17 protein-coding genes and 1 pseudogene are annotated in these 15,634 nt (G+C 71.6%); 6 read left to right on the plus strand and 12 right to left on the minus strand.

The features are described 5' to 3' along the window. Positions 1 to 353: pseudogene (locus N4P33_RS22055) on the minus strand (apolipoprotein N-acyltransferase); the annotation flags it as partial. 89 nt (positions 354 to 442) lie between these two features. After that, complete coding sequence (locus tag N4P33_RS22060) at positions 443 to 679, minus strand: hypothetical protein (RefSeq protein WP_260828372.1); 237 nt, start codon at positions 677 to 679, stop codon at positions 443 to 445. A 100-nt stretch (positions 680 to 779) separates the two neighbouring features. Here N4P33_RS22060 and N4P33_RS22065 point away from each other — a divergent pair, with 100 nt between their 5' ends. Beyond that, positions 780 to 1,391 carry a DUF4291 domain-containing protein gene (locus N4P33_RS22065; protein ID WP_260828373.1) on the plus strand — a complete coding sequence of 204 codons (612 nt, stop codon included), beginning with the start codon at positions 780 to 782 and terminating at the stop codon, positions 1,389 to 1,391. Positions 1,392 to 1,421: 30 nt separating this feature from the next. Beyond that, positions 1,422 to 2,162 (plus strand): SDR family NAD(P)-dependent oxidoreductase, encoded by a 741-nt coding sequence (locus tag N4P33_RS22070; protein ID WP_260828374.1) that lies wholly within the window; start codon positions 1,422 to 1,424, stop codon positions 2,160 to 2,162. Between the two features lie 22 nt (positions 2,163 to 2,184). Here the strand turns inward: N4P33_RS22070 and N4P33_RS22075 are convergent, their stop codons facing one another. The 3 genes from N4P33_RS22075 to N4P33_RS22085 all read right to left on the minus strand — a co-directional run bounded on the left by N4P33_RS22075 (position 2,185) and on the right by N4P33_RS22085 (position 3,927). Continuing rightward, a complete protein-coding gene (locus N4P33_RS22075) occupies positions 2,185 to 2,364 on the minus strand; it encodes a hypothetical protein (protein ID WP_260828375.1) in 180 nt (59 codons plus the stop codon). Between the two features lie 68 nt (positions 2,365 to 2,432). Further along, a complete protein-coding gene (locus N4P33_RS22080; RefSeq protein ID WP_260828376.1) occupies positions 2,433 to 3,308 on the minus strand; it encodes an undecaprenyl-diphosphate phosphatase in 876 nt (291 codons plus the stop codon). A gap of 148 nt (positions 3,309 to 3,456) precedes the next feature. Continuing rightward, positions 3,457 to 3,927: a helix-turn-helix domain-containing protein gene (locus tag N4P33_RS22085; protein ID WP_260828377.1), complete on the minus strand. Its 471-nt coding sequence runs from the start codon at positions 3,925 to 3,927 to the stop codon at positions 3,457 to 3,459. A 129-nt stretch (positions 3,928 to 4,056) separates the two neighbouring features. On the opposite strand from N4P33_RS22085, the gene N4P33_RS22090 reads away from it, so the two are divergent. Beyond that, entirely contained in the window at positions 4,057 to 5,226 is a 1,170-nt protein-coding gene (locus N4P33_RS22090; RefSeq protein WP_260828378.1) for a thiolase family protein, read from the plus strand. Positions 5,227 to 5,317: 91 nt separating this feature from the next. Here the strand turns inward: N4P33_RS22090 and N4P33_RS22095 are convergent, their stop codons facing one another. After that, entirely contained in the window at positions 5,318 to 6,103 is a 786-nt protein-coding gene (locus N4P33_RS22095) for a TVP38/TMEM64 family protein (protein WP_260828379.1), read from the minus strand. Between the two features lie 49 nt (positions 6,104 to 6,152). Between N4P33_RS22095 and N4P33_RS22100 the strand changes: the two genes are divergently transcribed. The 3 genes from N4P33_RS22100 (at position 6,153) to N4P33_RS22110 (ending at position 9,255) form a co-directional block, all read left to right on the plus strand. Beyond that, positions 6,153 to 6,875, plus strand: a complete 723-nt coding sequence (locus N4P33_RS22100; RefSeq protein ID WP_260828380.1) for a DNA alkylation repair protein — start codon at positions 6,153 to 6,155, stop codon at positions 6,873 to 6,875. Positions 6,876 to 7,139: 264 nt separating this feature from the next. Next, complete coding sequence (tuf, locus tag N4P33_RS22105) at positions 7,140 to 8,309, plus strand: elongation factor Tu (RefSeq protein ID WP_260828381.1); 1,170 nt, start codon at positions 7,140 to 7,142, stop codon at positions 8,307 to 8,309. Positions 8,310 to 8,409: 100 nt separating this feature from the next. Then, complete coding sequence (locus N4P33_RS22110) at positions 8,410 to 9,255, plus strand: spermidine synthase (RefSeq protein WP_260828382.1); 846 nt, start codon at positions 8,410 to 8,412, stop codon at positions 9,253 to 9,255. On the opposite strand, the gene N4P33_RS22115 is transcribed toward N4P33_RS22110, so the two are convergent. The 6 genes from N4P33_RS22115 to N4P33_RS22140 form a co-directional block, all read right to left on the minus strand. Next, positions 9,217 to 9,531: a Rho termination factor N-terminal domain-containing protein gene (locus N4P33_RS22115; RefSeq protein WP_399029920.1), complete on the minus strand. Its 315-nt coding sequence runs from the start codon at positions 9,529 to 9,531 to the stop codon at positions 9,217 to 9,219. The genes N4P33_RS22110 and N4P33_RS22115 overlap by 39 nt on opposite strands. A gap of 414 nt (positions 9,532 to 9,945) precedes the next feature. Next, positions 9,946 to 10,863, minus strand: a complete 918-nt coding sequence (gene thrB / locus N4P33_RS22120; protein ID WP_260828383.1) for a homoserine kinase — start codon at positions 10,861 to 10,863, stop codon at positions 9,946 to 9,948. A gap of 291 nt (positions 10,864 to 11,154) precedes the next feature. After that, entirely contained in the window at positions 11,155 to 12,213 is a 1,059-nt protein-coding gene (gene thrC, locus N4P33_RS22125) for a threonine synthase (RefSeq protein ID WP_260828384.1), read from the minus strand. A 6-nt stretch (positions 12,214 to 12,219) separates the two neighbouring features. Next, positions 12,220 to 13,512 (minus strand): homoserine dehydrogenase, encoded by a 1,293-nt coding sequence (locus tag N4P33_RS22130; RefSeq protein ID WP_260828385.1) that lies wholly within the window; start codon positions 13,510 to 13,512, stop codon positions 12,220 to 12,222. A gap of 159 nt (positions 13,513 to 13,671) precedes the next feature. Further along, complete coding sequence (gene lysA, locus N4P33_RS22135; protein ID WP_260828386.1) at positions 13,672 to 15,063, minus strand: diaminopimelate decarboxylase; 1,392 nt, start codon at positions 15,061 to 15,063, stop codon at positions 13,672 to 13,674. Between the two features lie 17 nt (positions 15,064 to 15,080). Continuing rightward, positions 15,081 to 15,634 (minus strand): DALR anticodon-binding domain-containing protein (locus N4P33_RS22140; protein ID WP_260828387.1); only part of this gene is annotated, 554 nt, incomplete at its 5' end.

Genomic DNA, 15,634 nt, shown 5'->3' on the forward strand with positions numbered 1-15,634 from the left:
GCCGCCACCGCCCGCCCCGACGGCGCCCCGCCCAGCAGCCGGCGCACCAGCCAGCCCCACGGCGCCCACAGCGCGCCGAGCAGCGCGGCGATGACGAAGGTGAACACATGCAGGTTCGGCAGCAGCCAGTGGTGCATGGCCAGCATGAAGCCGAACCCGCCCCACCAGCCGTCCCACAACGCCCGCCTGCCCGTGGGCGCGCCGCGTGCCAGCAGGATCCACGGCACCAGCGCCCCGTAAGCGAACCACCACAGGCCCGGGGCGGGAAAGGCGAGGACGGGCAGCGCGCCCGACACCGTGGCGGCGAGCGAGCGCCGCCACGGGGAGGCGAGCCAGTGGCCGAGCGTCTTCATAGGCGCCTCTCTACCCCGTGCTGCCTCCAGTGTGCGCCCCGACGATGATCCGCGACAGGGCGCGTCGATCGGCGAGCGGGCACGTCGGCTCAGTTGATCACATCGGCGGCCCGCCGATCGGCAAGGCGCCGCGACTTCTCCCGCGCGACCACCTCGCTCAGCCGCCAGCCGTCATACGTCCGCACCATGCCGAACGCGTACCGCCCGCCGCACACGAAGTCGAGCACGGCCGGACCTCCGTCTTCGACCGCCACCGCGTACTCGGTGACGAGCGCGTCCACGGCCGGCCGATCTCTCACGGTCGCGAGCTCCGCACGCTGTGTCATCGCCTCAGTGTTGACCATGCGGCGCACGGGAGCCAAGGCCTCTGCGCGCACCGGAAAAATCACTGGCCGCCCGCAGACCGCCGGGGCGAGTCTTGACGGCGTGAACGATCAACCGACCGCACAGCGTCCCCGCTTCGAGGTGCGCGCCCACCACACCGAGTCCACCGTCACCGTCTACCAGGCGTACCGCCCGCAGATCGGTCATGCAGCGGCCCGCGACGGCCGCTTCCCGTCGTCCTGGAGCCGGGAGCGCATGACCTGGATCAAGCCGTCCTTCCTGTGGATGATGTACCGCTGCGGCTGGGGCACGAAGAAGGACCAGGAGACCGTCCTCGCCGTGGAGATCAGCCGCGAGGGATTCGTCTGGGCGCTGCGCCACGCCTGCCTGTCGCACCACGTGCCCGTCCTGCACGGTGACGAGGCCGGCTGGAAGCGGCAGTTGCGGCAGGCGCCCGCGCGCGTGCAGTGGGACCCGGAACGGGACCTGCGCTTCGACCCGTTGCCGTACCGCTCACTGCAGCTCGGGCTCGCCGGGGAGGCCGCCGCCCGGTACGCCGACGAGTGGATCGTGGGCATCGAGGACATCACGCCGCTCGCCACGGAGATCCACGCGCGGGTGCGCGCCGGTGAGCTCGACAAGGCTGCCGCTCTGCTGCCCGACGAGCGGCCCTACCCCCTCGACGCGGACGTCCTCGCCCATCTGCGAGCCTAGGGATCTTCGAGTCGTCGCCAGGAGGAAGCCATGAAGCGTCTCGTCACCGTGGTCACCGGTGGGAGCCGGGGGATCGGGGCCGCGGTCTGTCTGCGGCTGGCGGCCGAGGGGCACGACGTGGTCGTGGGCTACGTGCGGGATGCCGCGGCCGCCGAGAAGGTGGTGGACGGGGTGCGCGCGGCGGGGGCGCGGGCCGTCGCCGTGCGGGGTGACACCTCCGTCGAGGCGGACGTCGAGCGGCTCTTCGACGTGGCCCTGCGGGAACTGGGGCCGGTGACGGGGCTGGTGAACAACGCCGCGGTGACCGGGCCGCTGGGACGGTTCGCCGACGTCGGCACCGACACGCTGCGCCGCGTCGTGGACGTGAACCTCATGGGGACACTGCTGTGTTCGCGCCGTGCCGCCCAGCTGATGACACCCAGGGGCGAGGGCGTGATCGTCAACATCTCGTCGGGCGCTGCCACGCTGGGCAGCCCCGGCGAGTACGTCCACTACGCGGCGACCAAGGCCGCCGTGGACGCGCTGACGGTGGGTCTGGCCAAGGAGCTCGGACCGGACGGGATCCGGGTCAACGCGGTCGCGCCGGGAGTCGTCGACACGGACATGCACGCCGCCATGGGGGCGCCGGACCGGGCCCGGGAGATCGGCGCCGCGGTGCCTCTGCGCCGCGCCGGGCGGGCCGAGGAGATCGCCGCGGCCGTGGCCTGGCTGATGTCGCCGGACGCCTCGTACACCACGGGGACGGTGCTGCGGGTGGCCGGCGGGCGCTGAGCGCCCGAGGGGGACGCGGCGCTCAAGCGGCCTCGATGACCGTGCCGCGGATCGCCGCCGCCCACTCGATCACCAGGAGCTCGTACTCCGCTCGCTCCCGCGGTGACAGCGAGCCACCCGCGCGCAGCCACAGCGCGCGGATCTGCTCGTTGATCTCGGCGGCGGACCGCACGGAACCAGGGGTCGTTAAATCGGGGGACATGCGGACAAGCCTAGGGCCAGGCACTGACAGCGCGCTACCGGACGGTCACACGGCCGGTAACGGTTCGGTCAGTGCGCCGGTTCGCCCGCGTCGGGGCTCAGCGCGCCCGTGCTGACCAGCACGATGATGAGGATGCCGAGCGCGATGCGGTACCAGACGAACGGCATGAAGCTCTTGGTCGAAATGAACTTCATGAACCACGCGATGACGGCATATCCGGTCGCGAAGGCGATGACCGTCGCGAAGGCCGTCGGTCCCCAGGAGACGTGTCCGCCCTCGGCGGCGTCCTTCAGCTCGAACAGGCCGGAGGCGAGCACCGCGGGGATCGCGAGGAGGAACGAGTAGCGGGCCGCCGCCTCGCGCCTGTAGCCCATGAACAGGCCACCGCTGATGGTGGCACCGGAGCGGGAGACGCCGGGGATGAGCGCCATGGCCTGGCAGACGCCGTAGATGAGACCGTCCTTGACGCTCAGGTCCGTCAGTTCCTTGCGCTGCTTGGCCGCGCGGTGCCGGCCCCCGCTCTCGTCCCGCGCGGCGAGCCGGTCGGCGATGCCGAGCACGATGCCCATGCCGATCAGCATGGTGGCGGTGATCCGCAGATCCCGGAACGGGCCCTCGATCTGGTCCTTGAGCGTCACACCCAGGACGCCGATGGGGATGGAGCCGACGATGACGAGCCAGCCCATCCGCGCGTCGTTGTCCCGGCGCATCTCCTTGTCGGTCAGCGAGCGCGTCCAGGCCGACAGGATCCGCCCGATGTCCTTGCGGAAGTAGATCAGCACCGCCGTCTCCGTGCCGATCTGCGTGATCGCGGTGAAGGCAGCGCCGGGGTCCTCCCAGCCGGAGAAGGCCGCGGTCAGCCGCAGATGCGCGCTGGAGGACACGGGGAGGAACTCGGTCAGCCCCTGGACGAGTCCGAGGATGAGGGATTCAAACCAAGACATGAGGTAGCGGAGTCCAAGTGCCGATCGTGGAACGGGCGACGGGCACACCGAACCGCCGCTCGAGCGGTGATCGATGATCAGGCGTGCCGCGGGGGAAGCGTAGCGTCCCCGGGTGACGACCCCGGCACAGGGGCCGCGGGGGCGGTGCTCAGGCCGCCGTCGGGCCGCTCACCGTCCAGCCCGGTGACTGCGGATGGGGCGTCAGATCCTCGTGGCGCACCGGGTCCCCGCAGGCGCGGCAGGTGACGACCGGGACCAGTTCGTGGCCGCAGATGTGCTCCAGCACCATGGGCCGGTCGCCGTCCGGACGCAGATGGCGGTTGCCCCACTCCATCAGGGTCAGCAGCACCGGCTCCAGCTCCAGGCCCGCCCGTGTGGGCCGGTACTCGAAGCGCTGCGGGCGTTCGCTGTAGAGGCGCTTGGTCAGGATCCCCGCCTCGACGAGCCGCTTGAGCCGGGTGGCCAGGATGTCGCGCGGCGCGCCGATGTTGCGCACCAGCTGGTCGAACCGACCGTTCCCGAGACACACCTCGCGCAGGACGAGCAGGGAGTACTTCTCGCCGACCAGGGCGAGCGTGTCGGCGATCGAGCAGGGGCGCGGTTCCTTGGGGGCGGCCATACGGCAAGTCTAGGGGAGGGTTGGATTTTCCAACTAACGCGGCTATGGTGAGTTCGGATTTCCTACTCACTGGTAATCGCCGCGGTCACCGCACCGCTCACCGCCCGGACGGCCAAGGAGGCCCGCACCATGCGTGACGCAGTCGTCGTCGAAGCCGTACGCACCCCGATCGGCAAGGGCAAGCCAGGCGGCGCCCTCGCCCACGTCCACCCCGTCGAACTCCTCGCCCACACCCTGCGCACCCTCGTGGAGAGGTCCGGCGTCGACCCCGAACTGATCGACGACGTCATCGGCGGCACCGTCGACCAGGTCGGCGAGCAGGCCATGAACACCACCCGCTACGCCGCCTTGTCGGCCGGCTTCCCGGAGTCGGTTCCGGCGACCACCGTGGACCGCCAGTGCGGCTCCTCCCAGCAGGCCGTGCACTTCGCGGCCCAGGGCGTCATGTCAGGGGCGTACGACCTGGTCGTCGCCTGTGGCGTGGAGTCGATGAGCCGGGTCCCGATGTGGTCCAACGTGCCCCCGGGCGCCGACCCCTTCGGCCCCGGGGTGGCCGAGCGCTACCCCGAAGGACTCGTCCCGCAGGGCATCAGCGCCGAGCTCATCGCCGCCAAGTGGTCCCTCACCCGTGAGCGGATGGACGCCTTCGCCGTCTCCTCGCACCGCAAGGCGGCGGCCGCCTGGGACACGGGGTTGTTCGACGCCGAGGTCGCGCCGCTCGCGGGCGTCACCCGCGACGAGTGCGTCAGGCCGGACACCGCCCCGGAAGTCCTCGCCGGTCTCAGGCCCGCCTACCACGACCCGGCCTTCGCCGAGCGCTTCCCGCAGATCGAGTGGAACGTCACGGCCGGCAACGCCAGCCCCGTCAACGACGGCGCCTCGGCCGTCCTCGTCACGTCGAGCGAGACCGCGGCCCGCCTCGGCCTGCGCCCCCTCGCCCGGCTGCACAGCTTCGCCGTGACCGGATCCGACCCGCTGCTCATGCTCACCGGCGTCGTCCCCGCCACCGAGAAGGTCCTGCGCCGCGCCTCCCTGTCCCTCGACGACATCGACCTGTTCGAGGTCAACGAGGCGTTCTCCAGCGTCGTCCTGGCCTGGCAGCAGGAGACCGGCGCCGACCTCGCCAAGGTCAACGTGCACGGCGGCGCGATCGCCCTCGGCCATCCGCTGGGCGCCAGCGGCACCCGGCTCACGACCACCCTGGTCCACGCGATGCGCGAACGCGGCGCACGCTACGCCCTGCAGACCATGTGCGAGGCGGGCGGACTCGCCAACGCGATGATTCTGGAGGCGGTCTGACGGACGCGGCGGAACGGTGCGCTTCCGGAGCGACGCAGGCGGCACAGTGACGCGCGACCCCGAGCGACGGGCTCCGGACGGTGACGAGCCGTCAGTGTCCCCGCAGCCGGTGTCGTTTGCGCCATGCCACCACCGCGCCCACCAGGCCCGGTACGGCGATACAGGCCAGCGCGATCAGAAAGGCCGGTGACGTCGGCGTCGAGGCGCGGGCGCCGGCGACCACGTAGGCGGCGGTGTTCGGGATCGAGCCGAGCGCCGTCGCCAGCAGGAACGGCAGCAGCCCCATCCGGGAGACGGCCGCGCAGTAGTTCGCGGCGGCGAACGGTACGCCGGGGAACAGCCGCGTGGCCAGCATCGAGCGGAAGCCGTGCCGGCTGAGCTGATGGTCCGCCGCCTTCAGCAGCCGCCCGCGCAGCAGCGGACGCAGCGCGTCCTGGCCGAGCGCCCGGCCCAGGCAGAACGCGATCCCGGCGCCGAGCACCGTCCCGGCGAGAGCGGAGCCCAGGCCCAGCTGCGTGCCGAACAGCGCGCCGGCGGCGAGGTTCAGCAGCGGGCGCGGCACGAACGCCACCGTGCACACCCCGTACGCCACCGCGTACGCCACGACCGCCGCCGCACCGGACAGATGCGGTGGCCAGCCGTCCGTCAGCAGTCTCTGCGGCTCGAACAGCAGCACCATCGACGCGGCGGAGGCCAGCAGCACGACGAGCAGGGACAGCCGCGACCACGGCGAGAGCAGGACTCTCGCGCAGCGGGCCGCGAGCCGCGGCGCCGCGGGGACGGGGCCGAGCGCGCCTTCGGGCACGGCGAGATCCGTTGCCGCGGCCCGGGGAGAGGCCGTGGCGGTGCCGCCAGAGCGGGTGGTGGCATCGAGCATCCGGTGACACTAACCGACATATGTGTGTGATCGCCGTAGTGTTCGTCTCATGGGTGTCACAGGGAAGCGAACACCGCGCACACCGGACAGCGCGCTCGCGGACACCGTGCTGGAGCGGCTCATCGCCGCGTACCTGCCCGCCGCCGACCCGGAACGAGCGGGGGCGATCCGGGCGTACATGAAGGACATCGCCCCCTTCCTGGGCCTGACCGCCCCGATCCGCCGCGCCCTGGACCGCACCGTCGTGGAGGGCCTGCCCCTGCCCGACGAGGCCGACTGCACCGCGATCGCCCTGCGCTGCTGGGACCTGCCCGAGCGGGAGTACCGGTACTTCGCGGTGGACTACCTGCGCCGCCATGTACGCCGCTGCTCCTCCGGCTTCCTGCCCGTCGTCCGGCGTCTCGTCACCACCGAGCCCTGGTGGGACACCGTCGACCTGCTCGCCGCGCATGTCGTCGGCCCGCTGGTCACCGCCGACCCGAAGCTCACGGCCGTCATGGACGAGTGGATCGCCGACGACGACCTGTGGCTCGCCCGCACCGCCCTGCTCCACCAGCTGCGCTACAAGGAGCGCACCGACACCGAACGGCTCTTCGGCTACTGCCTGCGCCAGTCCGGCCACCCGGACTTCTTCATCCGCAAGGCCGTCGGCTGGTGCCTGCGCGAGTACGCCAAGACCGACCCGGAGGCCGTACGGGCGTTCGTGGCCGAGCACCGGGAGCGCCTGGCGCCGCTGTCGGTACGGGAGGCGCTCAAGAACATCGGTGACTGATCGGCGGGTTCGGCGAGCGATGGAAATTCGTTCGACGAACGATGGCGCGTCGGCAATGATCGTCGTCATGTTCCGGTACGCCTTCCACCTCGCCGCATCCGCCGCCGCGGATGCCCCGAAGGCTGCCGTCTTCTTCTTCCTGGCCGCCGTCGACGGCGCCCGAAGCTGACCCTCTCCGGATCGTTCCGGCGGACCCCGCAGGGGGAGGGTCGGCCGGTCACCGGGGTCCCCGCCTTCACCTTCACCAGGCTTCGAGGTACCGCCATGTCCAAGACGGCGTACGTCCGCACCAAACCACATCTCAACATCGGCACGATGGGCCATGTCGACCACGGCAAGACCACCCTGACCGCCGCCATCACCAAGGTCCTGGCCGAGCGGGGCGCCGGCACGTTCGTGCCGTTCGACCGCATCGACCGGGCGCCGGAGGAGGCCGCCCGCGGCATCACCATCAACATCGCGCACGTCGAGTACGAGACCGACACCCGGCACTACGCGCACGTCGACATGCCCGGCCACGCCGACTACGTCAAGAACATGGTCACCGGCGCGGCGCAGCTCGACGGGGCCATCCTCGTCGTCTCCGCGCTCGACGGGATCATGCCGCAGACCGCCGAACACGTCCTGCTCGCCCGGCAGGTGGGCGTCGACCACATCGTCGTCGCCCTCAACAAGGCCGACGCGGGCGACGAGGAGCTCACCGACCTCGTCGAGCTGGAGGTCCGCGACCTGCTCTCCGCGCACGGGTACGGGGGTGACTCCGCGCCCGTCGTACGGGTCTCGGGGCTCAAGGCACTGGAGGGCGACCCCCGCTGGACGGCGTCCATCGACGCGCTGCTCGACGCCGTGGACACGTATGTGCCGATGCCGGAGCGGTACCTCGATGCGCCGTTCCTGCTGTCCGTCGAGAACGTGCTCACCATCACCGGGCGGGGGACCGTCGTCACCGGTGCGGTGGAGCGGGGGACCGTGCGGGTCGGTGAGCGGGTCGAGGTGCTGGGGGCGTCCGTCGAGACGGTCGTCACCGGCGTCGAGACCTTCGGCAAGCCGATGGAGGAGGCGCAGGCCGGGGACAACGTGGCGCTGCTGCTGCGGGGCGTGCCGCGTGACGCGGTACGGCGCGGGCATGTGGTGGCCGCGCCGGGGAGTGTCGTGCCGAGCCGGCGGTTCACCGCGCAGGTGTATGTGCTGTCCGCGCGTGAGGGCGGGCGGACGACACCGGTCACGTCCGGGTACCGGCCCCAGTTCTACATCCGTACGGCGGATGTGGTGGGGGACATCGACCTCGGTGAGGTGGGTGTGGCCAGGCCCGGGGAGACGATCACGATGACCGTCGAGCTGGGGCGGGACGTGCCGTTGGAGCCGGGGCTCGGGTTCGCCATCCGTGAGGGTGGGCGGACTGTCGGGGCGGGGACGGTGAGTGCCCTTCTGTGAGGGGTGGTGCGTGTGCGTGGGGGACTGCCGGCCGGTTCGTGGCTGGTCGCGCAGTTCCCCGCGCCCCCGACGGGGCGCTGCAGCCCGGCACAATGGGACGGTGGACGAAGCCGTACCTGTCACCAGGGTCACCGATCACGGGACCGCCAAGCTCATGCCCGATGTCGATCGGGCGCGGGCCTGGCTGCTGACCGTGGACGGGGCGCCGCAGTCGTACGTCGATCTGGATGATCCCGCGCATCTGGAGTTCGAGTACGCGCGGCGGCTCGGGCACGCGCTGGACGTCCTCGGTGCGCCGGGGCGTGCGCTGGACGTGGTGCATCTCGGGGCCGGGGCGCTCACCCTGCCGCGGTACGTGGCGGTGACCCGGCCCGGTTCGCGGCAGCATGTCGTCGACGCCGACGGTGAGTTGCTGCGACTGGTCGCGGAGCATCTGCCGTGGCCCGAGGGGGCCGGGATCGTGCTGCACGCGGCGGATGCCCGGGACTGGCTGGAGCGCGCCCCGGACGGCAGTGCGGACGTCGTCGTGGGGGACGTGTTCGGCGGTTCGCGCGTTCCGGCGCATCTGACGTCCGTCGGCTATGTGCGCGAGGTGGCGCGGGTGTTGAGGGAGGGCGGGGCCTATCTCGCCAATCTTCCGGATGCGGCGCCGTTCGCCTTCCTGCGGTCCCAGCTCGCCACCCTCGGTACGCGGTTCGAGGAACTGGTGCTGATCGCGGAGCCCGGTGTGCTGCGTGGGCGGCGGTTCGGGAACGCGGTGCTGGCCGCCTCGCACCGGCCGCTGGACGTCGCCGCGCTGAGCCGGCTCACCGCCGCCGACGCCTTTCCCGCCCGCGTCGCGTACGGGGCCGCTCTCAAGGAGTTCGTGCGCGACGCCCGGCCCGTGCGGGACGAGGACGCCGTGCCGTCACCCGAGCCCCCCGACGGGGCGTTCGGCATCGGCTGAGGCGTCGGCCGGGGCGTCGGCCTTGGCGGGGGCGCTGCCTCCCGCGGCCTGTGCCTCCTTGATGACCTCGATCAGCTGGCTCTTGCGCATACGCGCGGTGCCCCTGATGCCGAGGCCGGATGCGACCTGCTGCAGCTCGGCCAGCACCATGCCCTCGAGGCCGGTACCGCGGCGCCGCCGGGAGCCGGCACCGGATGCAGGCGCGGAGGCGTCCGTGGCGGGCGCGGCAGCGGTCTCCTCGACACGTGCGCCCATCAGATCGGTGGTGTCGCTCACGAAGGGTCCTTCCCTGGAGCGGACGTCGGCCTGTCTGGCTCGGCGACCGGTTGTGCTGTCCGGCTTCGGTCCTTGGTGTGTGAACCGTGCCGGGGCGGTGGTCCGCCTAAGCGGCGGAGGAAATATCTGGTGATGGCGCTTCCTCGAGCCGTGGCACCCAGTGTCACGTGGCGTGGTCGCACCGGTTCCGAAGCGTGCCCGGCGGGCCGTTCAGTGTTCGCGTACGACGTCGTGCCTGCGGGTGAGGCAGTCAACGGTGCAGAGAACACAGTGCGGCTTCGGGGGCTCCCGGAAGAATGTCTGTCCCGGACGGGGACACGAGGCACCTCGCCATGGTGGGGTCGGGTGCAGACTTGAGATTAACACTACCGGATCCAACAAACATTCCCCCTCTCGTAATCCGGCAACCGTGTGTCAGGTGGCGAGCGGCAGCACGCTCGCGCCCTGGGCATCGAGGCTGAGCCGGTTGGCGGCCCAGTCGGTGCCGGCCAGCGCTTCGACCTTGTCGGCGCTCTCCGCGTCGGCCAGCGCCATGACCGTGGGCCCGGCGCCGGAGATCACCGCGGGGATGCCGTCTCCCCGCAGTCGCTCCACCAGCGCGGCGCTCTCCGGCATGGCCGGCGCGCGGTACTCCTGGTGGAGGCGGTCCTCGGTGGCGGGCAGCAGCAGCTCGGGGCGCCTGGTCAGGGCCTCGACGAGCAGGGCGGCTCGGCCCGCGTTGGCGGCGGCGTCGACATGCGGCACGCTGCGCGGGAGCAGGCCGCGGGCGGTCTCGGTGAGGACCGGCTTCCCGGGGACGAAAACCACCGGAACGATGGAATCGGCCGGATCCATCCTGATGGCGCGGGCCGCGCCGCCCTCCATCCAGGAGAGGGTGAAGCCGCCGAGCAGGCAGGCGGCGACGTTGTCGGGGTGGCCCTCGATCTCGGTGGCGAGCTCCAGCAGCGCGGTGTCGTCGAGCCGGGCCTCGGCGCCTATGGTGACGGCGCGGGCGGCGACGATTCCGGCGCAGATGGCGGCCGAGGAGGAGCCGAGGCCCCGGCCGTGCGGGATGCGGTTGGCGCAGACGATCTCGAGGCCGCGCGGCTGTCCGCCGAGCAGGTCGAAGGCGGTGCGCAGGGAGCGTACGAGGAGATGACTCTCGTCGCGCGGGAGGGTCTCGCTGCCCTCGCCGGCGATGTCGATGTGCAGCCCGGAGTCGGCCACCCGGACGACCACGTCGTCGTACAAGCCCAGCGCGAGGCCGAGGGCGTCGAAACCCGGGCCGAGGTTGGCGCTGGTGGCGGGGACGCGCACCCGGACGGCGGCGGCGCGGAACGCGGGACCGGCCATCTCTCGATGACTCTCCTTGAGCTGCGTGACTGTCGAATGACATTCGATGACGTACGGGAGACCCGCTGGGGCCGCTTCCGGACCCCGTCGGACGACGTGGAGACGACGCAGTGCCGCGGCATATGCGGCAGGCGGGTTCAGTACAGCCTATCGAAGGAAGGTTCAGTGGCGACATAGGGCGCACAGGAGGCGCACGATGCGTGTCGTAAGCCCCCTGTGCACCCCCTGTGGAGAACGTCCCCGGGTGAACGCCGTCCTACGCCGGATGTGCCAGGGCTTGTCCCGGAGTTGCTAGACCAGCCCGAGCCGCTCGGCGGCCGTCGCCGCGTCGACCGGGACGGTGACCGGCTGCGGGGCGCCGGCGACGGCCCAGTCGGGGTCCTTCAGGCCGTTGCCGGTGACGGTGCACACGATGCGCTGGCCCGGGTCGACCTTGCCCTGCTCGGCGGCCTTCAGCAGACCGGCGACCGACGCGGCCGAGGCGGGCTCGACGAAGACGCCCTCCTGGGAGGCCAACAGCCGGTAGGCGCGCAGGATCTCACGGTCCGTCACCTCGTCGATGAACCCGCCGGACTCGTCGCGCGCGGCGAGCGCGTACTGCCAGGAGGCCGGGTTGCCGATGCGAATCGCGGTCGCGATGGTCGAGGGGTCCTTGACGACCTCGCCGCGCACGATGGGCGCCGAGCCGGAGGCCTGGAAACCCCACATCTGGGGCTTCCTGGTGGCCACACCGTCGGCGGCGTACTCGCGGTACCCCTTCCAATACGCGGTGATATTGCCCGCGTTGCCCACCGGGAGGACGTGGATGTCGGGGGCGTCGCCCAGCATGTCCACGATCTCGAACGCGGCGGTCTTCTGCCCCTCGATACGCACCGGGTTGACCGAATTGACCAGCGCCACGGGGTAGTTCTCGCTCAACGCGCGGGCGAGCGTGAGGCAGTCGTCGAAGTTGCCGTCGACCTGGAGGATCTTCGCGCCGTGCACGAGGGCCTGGCCCATCTTGCCGAGCGCGATCTTGCCCTGCGGCACGAGCACGGCGGAGACCATCTGCGCGCGCACGGCGTACGCGGCGGCGCTCGCCGAGGTGTTGCCGGTGGAGGCGCAGATGACGGCCTTCGCGCCCTCCTCCTTGGCCCTGGTGATGGCCATGGTCATGCCGCGGTCCTTGAAGGACCCCGTCGGGTTCGCGCCCTCCACCTTGAGGTGGACCTCGCAGCCCGTGCGCTCGGAGAGCACCTGCGCGGGCACGAGCGGCGTACCGCCCTCGCGGAGCGTCACGACCGGCGTGGTGTCGGATACCGGCAGCCGGTCCCGGTACTCCTCGATGATTCCGCGCCACTGGTGGGTCATTGCTGGTTACTCTCCTTCAACCCGCATGATGCTGGCGACACCACGCACGGTGTCGAGCTTGCGCAGCGCCTCGACGGTCCCGTTCAGGGCGGCGTCGGACGCGCGGTGGGTGACGACGACGAGGGAGGCCTCGCCGTCCTTGCCCTGCTGGCGCACCGTATCGATGGACACTCCGTGCTCGGCGAACACGGTAGCGACCTGGGCGAGAACGCCCGGTTTGTCGGCCACGTCCAGGCTGATGTGGTACCGCGTGACGACCTCGCCCATCGGCGAGACGGGCAGCGCGGCGTACGCGGACTCGCCCGGTCCGGTCGTGCCGCTGAGCCGGTTGCGGCACACGGCGACGAGGTCGCCGAGCACGGCGGAGGCGGTCGGGGAGCCGCCCGCGCCGGGGCCGTAGAACATCAGCTGCCCGGACGCGTCGGACTCGACGAACACGGCGTTGTAGGCGCCGCGCACGGAGGCGAGCGGGTGGCTGAGCGGGATCATGGCCGGGTGCACGCGCGCGGTGACGGAGGCGCCGTCCTCGGCCCGCTCGCAGATGGCGAGCAGCTTGATGGTGCAGCCCATCTCCTTCGCGGAGGCGAAGTCGGCGGCGGTGACCTCGGTCATGCCCTCGCGGTAGACGTCGTCGAGCCGCACGCGCGTGTGGAAGGCGATCCCGGCGAGGATGGCGGCCTTGGCGGCGGCGTCGAAGCCCTCGACGTCGGCGGTGGGGTCGGCCTCGGCGTAGCCCAGCGCGGTGGCCTCGTCGAGCGCCTCCTGGTAGCCGGCGCCGGTGGAGTCCATCTTGTCGAGGATGAAGTTGGTGGTGCCGTTGACGATGCCGAGCACGCGGTTGACCTTGTCGCCTGCGAGGGACTCGCGCAGCGGGCGGATCAGCGGGATGGCACCGGCGACGGCGGCCTCGTAGTAGAGGTCCTTGCCCTGCTCCTCGGCGGCGGCGTGCAGCGCGGCGCCGTCCTGGGCGAGCAGCGCCTTGTTGGCGGAGACGACGGAGGCGCCGTGCTCGAAGGCGGTGGTGATGAGCGTGCGGGCGGGCTCGATCCCGCCGATGACCTCGACGACGACATCGAGGTCGCCGCGTTTGACCAGGGCGGTCGCGTCGGTGGTGATGAGCTCCGCGGGGATGCCCTCACGCACCTTGTCGGGCCGCCGTACGGCGACCCCGGCGAGCTCCACCGGGGCGCCGATGCGGGCGGCGAGGTCGTCGGCGTGCGTCGTCATGATGCGCGCCACCTCTGAGCCGACCACTCCACAGCCCAGCAGCGCCACCTTCAGCGGACGCGTACGCATCATCCGACCTCGTTTCCTGATTACCGTCTCGGTTGCACCAGTCTCACTCACCGGACGGGAGTTTCTGCCATTCGTCCGGATCGTGAGACATGTATTTCATTTTCGCGGCCGGGAAGACGGGAGATCTTCCGGCGGCTCTTTGTGGGTCTTTGTGGTTGCGGTTCAGCCGACGTCGAGCCGGAGGAGGTCCTCCTCCGTCTCCCGCCGGACGATCACGCGCGCCTCGCCGCCGCTGACGGCGACGACGGGCGGGCGCAGCACATGGTTGTAGTTGCTGGCCATCGACCGGCAGTACGCCCCCGTCGCCGGTACGGCGATGAGGTCGCCCGGCGCCAGATCGGCCGGCAGGAAGGCGTCCCGCACCACGATGTCACCGCTCTCGCAGTGCTTGCCGACGACCCGGGTGAGCATCGGCTCGGCGTCGGAGGCACGGGAGACGAGCGCGACGCTGTACTCGGCGTCGTACAGGGCGGTGCGGATGTTGTCCGACATGCCGCCGTCGACGGAGACGTACGTGCGCAGACCGTCGAGCGGCTTGACGGTGCCGACCTCGTAGAGCGTGAAGGCGGTCGGCCCGACGATGGCCCGCCCGGGCTCGACGGAGATCCGCGGCGTGCGCAGCTTGGCGGCCTCGCACTCACGGGTGACGATCTCGGTGAGCGCCTTGGCGATCTCGTGCGGCTCGCGGGGGTCGTCGTCGCTGGTGTACGCGATGCCGAGCCCGCCGCCGAGGTCGATCTCGGGCAGCTCGACGCCGTGCTCGTCCCGGATGTCCTTCAGCAGCCCGACGACGCGGTGCGCGGCCACCTCGAACCCGGACATGTCGAAGATCTGCGACCCGATGTGGGAGTGGATCCCGATGAGCTCCAGCCCGTCGAGCTGCAGCGCCCGCCGCACGGCCTCGGCGGCCTGCCCGCCGGCCAGTGGGATGCCGAACTTCTGGTCCTCGTGGGCGGTGGCGATGAACTCGTGGGTGTGCGCCTCGACACCGACGGTGATACGGATCTGCACGCGCTGCCGCTTGCCGAGCTCCTGGGCGATGTGCGCGACCCGCACGATCTCCTGGAAGGAGTCGAGGACGATCCGCCCGACCCCGGCCTCGATGGCCCTGCGGATCTCCTGGGGGGACTTGTTGTTGCCGTGGAAGGCGATCCGGTCGGCGGGCATCCCGGCGGACAGCGCGGTGGCCAGCTCGCCACCGGAGCAGACGTCGAGGTTCAGCCCTTCTTCGTTCAGCCACCGCACGACGGCACGCGACAGGAAGGCCTTCCCCGCGTAGAACACGTCGGCGTCGCTGCCGAAGGCGGTGCGCCAGGCGCGGGCCCGGGCGCGGAAGTCGGTCTCGTCGAGGATGTAGGCGGGGGTGCCGAACTCCTCGGCGAGCCGCTTGACGTCGATACCGCCGACGCGGACGACGCCGTCGTCGCCACGGCTGACGGTCTCGGCCCACACCTTGGGGTCGAGGGCGTTGAGGTCGGCGGGGGGTGCGGAGTAGTGCCCCTCGGGGAGGACGTCGGCGTGACGGGGCCCGGCGGGATGTGCGGAACGGCTCATGACGGGTCTTGGGCTTCCTAGAGGTGGTCGGGTGCGTCGATGCCGAGCAGGGACAGGCCACCGGCCAGCACCGTCCCGGCGGCTTCGGCAAGGGCGAGCCGGGCACGGTGGGCGGCCGAGGGTTTCTCCGCACCGAGGGGCAGGACGGTGGGAAGCAGGGGCATCAGGGCATCGGCGACGGTGACGAGATGCCGGGCCAGACGGTCGGGGGTGCGGTGGGTGGCGGCGGCGAGGAGGATGCGGGGGTGGTCGGCGAGGGGGGCGAGGAGGGTGGCTGAGCCGGCTTCGCCGACTTCCGGGGCGGGCTTAGGGCCGTTCCCCGGGGTGGCGGTCCGAGGGCCGGGCGCGGCGTGGGTCACCGCGCCGGTGACCGGGCCGGGGTCGGGGGTGAAGCCCAGGTCGGCGGCGTTGCGCAGGAGGGCCCGGGTGCGGGCGTGGGCGTAACGGACGCGGAAGAGGGGGTTGCCCTCGCGCTGGCTGAGATGCTCGGCGGTGATGCGGGGCCGGTCGTGGGGGGCGGGGTGGAGCAGGGCCCAGCGGGCGGCGTCGCGGCCGAGAGGGAGGGGGGTGG

The organism is Streptomyces sp. 15-116A (assembly GCF_025290915.1).
In the GTDB taxonomy this organism is placed as follows: domain Bacteria; phylum Actinomycetota; class Actinomycetes; order Streptomycetales; family Streptomycetaceae; genus Streptomyces.

What these genes read in the sequence shown, in the direction of transcription:
- N4P33_RS22085 (WP_260828377.1), bottom strand. Translation starts at nt 3,927, where the DNA reads ATGGCCGCCCCCAAGGAACCGCGCCCCTGCTCGATCGCCGACACGCTC.
- N4P33_RS22100 (WP_260828380.1), top strand. Translation starts at nt 6,153, where the DNA reads ATGGGTGTCACAGGGAAGCGAACACCGCGCACACCGGACAGCGCGCTC.
- thrC (WP_260828384.1), bottom strand. Translation starts at nt 12,213, where the DNA reads ATGACCCACCAGTGGCGCGGAATCATCGAGGAGTACCGGGACCGGCTG.
- N4P33_RS22090 (WP_260828378.1), top strand. Translation starts at nt 4,057, where the DNA reads ATGCGTGACGCAGTCGTCGTCGAAGCCGTACGCACCCCGATCGGCAAG.
- N4P33_RS22095 (WP_260828379.1), bottom strand. Translation starts at nt 6,103, where the DNA reads ATGCTCGATGCCACCACCCGCTCTGGCGGCACCGCCACGGCCTCTCCC.
- N4P33_RS22060 (WP_260828372.1), bottom strand. Translation starts at nt 679, where the DNA reads ATGACACAGCGTGCGGAGCTCGCGACCGTGAGAGATCGGCCGGCCGTG.
- N4P33_RS22130 (WP_260828385.1), bottom strand. Translation starts at nt 13,512, where the DNA reads ATGATGCGTACGCGTCCGCTGAAGGTGGCGCTGCTGGGCTGTGGAGTG.
- tuf (WP_260828381.1), top strand. Translation starts at nt 7,140, where the DNA reads ATGTCCAAGACGGCGTACGTCCGCACCAAACCACATCTCAACATCGGC.
- N4P33_RS22080 (WP_260828376.1), bottom strand. Translation starts at nt 3,308, where the DNA reads ATGTCTTGGTTTGAATCCCTCATCCTCGGACTCGTCCAGGGGCTGACC.
- N4P33_RS22075 (WP_260828375.1), bottom strand. Translation starts at nt 2,364, where the DNA reads ATGTCCCCCGATTTAACGACCCCTGGTTCCGTGCGGTCCGCCGCCGAG.
- N4P33_RS22070 (WP_260828374.1), top strand. Translation starts at nt 1,422, where the DNA reads ATGAAGCGTCTCGTCACCGTGGTCACCGGTGGGAGCCGGGGGATCGGG.
- thrB (WP_260828383.1), bottom strand. Translation starts at nt 10,863, where the DNA reads ATGGCCGGTCCCGCGTTCCGCGCCGCCGCCGTCCGGGTGCGCGTCCCC.
- lysA (WP_260828386.1), bottom strand. Translation starts at nt 15,063, where the DNA reads ATGAGCCGTTCCGCACATCCCGCCGGGCCCCGTCACGCCGACGTCCTC.